We start from the raw sequence: 2154 nt of genomic DNA, 5'->3' as shown, positions 1-2154 counted from the left end.
TTAACTACTACCGCAGCAATTACGCCCAAAGGGGACATCGCGATAACGATAGTAACTACAGTTTTCTGAAGTGTGCTGACTTCTGAGGCAGCAGATGAAGAGATTGACACTTGTGTTGTTTCAATAAAATACTAATACACCAAAACTAAGCATATCCGATTGCTTGTCAGTCTGGCGCTGTTTGGACTATACCTCCGTGCTTAGCATGAAGGCTATCAACTGGGATTTTTGGATTTGGGATGGTTGTCTTGTCCGTTAAATCCTCCAATTCCGGGGATTTAAGTTAAATTTTGGCTAATCATGACGGTATTGGTCATGGTTAACCTCTTGCAGCTAGCTAGGGATTGGTGTTGATTTCAATCAATTTCTTCCTTGAGGATAAACCTGACTTAATTTGGATACGAGACTTTGGGACCTTAAACCTTTGAGCCAGCAACTCAACTAACTCCTGATTGGCAAAGCCTATCTACAGGTGGTGACTTCAAATGCACCTTGAGTCTCCCATCGTCTGATTGCGTAGCGTGGCCTTTGGCCTTGTCTTCTATCTTTTGATGTTTAGAATTGGGTGTGAACTACCTACACTGACCCGTTGGGTACAGTGTAGGCTTCCAGCTTCACGGGGGATTGCCTCAGTGTGGGCTTACGTCCACGCTTTGGTCTTACATCCCCTCCACTGGCAGAATCCCCCGTCCCAGAGGATTGTAATATTCTGATACCTTCCGCTCTAATATTCTTGGCTGCATTTTCATCTCTGTCATGGTGAGCACCACAATTAGGACATTTCCAGAATCTAATATCTAATGGCATCTCACTTACTTGATAAAAACAATTAGAACATGTCTTGGAGCTGGGAAACCATCTATCAATTTCGATTAACACCTTACCTTCTTTTTCCAGTTTGTAAGACAAAAAATTGACAAACATTCCCCATCCAGTATCAGATATTGCTTTAGCTAGATTATGGTTCCGAACCATACCCTTGGTATTTAAATTTTCAACTACAATGACTTGGTTATCGTCAACAAGCTTTCTAGACAGCTTATGCAAGTAGTCTTGGCGGATATTACTAATGTGTTCGTGAACCCTAGCCACTTTTTTTCTAGCTTTATTTCTACTTTTACTACCCTTCTGTTTTTTTGACAGCTTTTTCTGTTTTCTGGCTAAGTTTTTTTCATGTTTGTAGTAATATCTCGGGTTAGCAAATTTAGAGGTTTTATACCCATCATTAACAATAGCAAAATCTTTAATTCCTAAATCTAATCCTGCTATCTTACCATCGTGACAAGGTTTATGGTTATCTCCTTCTAGTTCAGTTAAAATAGAAGCAAAATATTTCCCAGATGGGGTCATAGAGATAGTAACAGTTTTTATATTTCCGGTTATTTCTCGATGTAATTTTGTTTCTACAATGCCAACTTTTCCAGGGAATTTTAGACAACCATCAATTATCTTGACATTTTGGGGATATTGAATGGACTGTTTACGTTTCTTTGACTTAAATCTAGGAAATTTAGATCTACCTTGAAAAAAGTTTTTATAGGCAGTGACAAGATTTAGTGTGGTAGTTTGAAATACCTGGGAATAACAGTCTTTTAGCCATTCTGTTTCCTCAGCCTTTTTGAGCTTTGGAAGCATGGCATTGAGGGCAGAACGAGTCAACCCTTTACCCGTGGTTTGATAGGTTTCTATGCACTGATTTAGAGCATAGTTCCACCACCAACGAGCGCAACCAAAGTGTTGAGCTAATATTTGTTTTTGTTCATCGCTCGGATAAATCCTGACTTTGATTGCTTGGTGTCTCATTTTCTTGCCTCCTCTTACCACTATATACAATTTATGGCAAAACAGCAATATAAAAATAAAAGTATTTCTTAAATCCTGTCCGTGCTTTCATCCCTACGCTATATCCGTAGGGATGAAAGCACGGCTAGTTAATTCAGTCACCGTCTACCAGAGTAGCATACTGAGCCGGATTGGCTGTGGTAACTGTAAAGACTTCTGTTGCGATACTCTTAAGGCCTTTGGCCACGCGGGGCGCGTTCAGAGCTGCTACGCGATTGGCCAAAGGCCACGCTACGCGAACGCATACCCTAACTCGACCAAAAGCATTGGAGTAAAACCACTGCGCCAATCGGGGTAAATTTCTTGAGTCAA

The 2154-nt window shown here is 40.6% G+C and carries 2 protein-coding genes and 1 pseudogene; all 3 read right to left on the bottom strand.

Annotated elements, in window-relative coordinates; all coding sequences use genetic code 11:
* Positions 1-337: 337 nt before the first annotated feature.
* A pseudogene (locus F6K49_RS43075) lies at positions 338-545 on the bottom strand (DUF167 domain-containing protein).
* A gap of 31 nt (positions 546-576) precedes the next feature.
* Entirely contained in the window at positions 577-1803 is a 1227-nt protein-coding gene (locus tag F6K49_RS43070) for an RNA-guided endonuclease TnpB family protein (protein WP_293107742.1), read from the bottom strand.
* 133 nt (positions 1804-1936) lie between these two features.
* The coding region (locus F6K49_RS43065) for a hypothetical protein (protein ID WP_293107739.1) at positions 1937-2154 on the bottom strand (218 nt) is incomplete at its 5' end.

The sequence above is a fragment of the Moorena sp. SIO3I6 genome (assembly GCF_010672095.1).
This window is presented reverse-complemented; position numbering and strand designations above follow the sequence as displayed.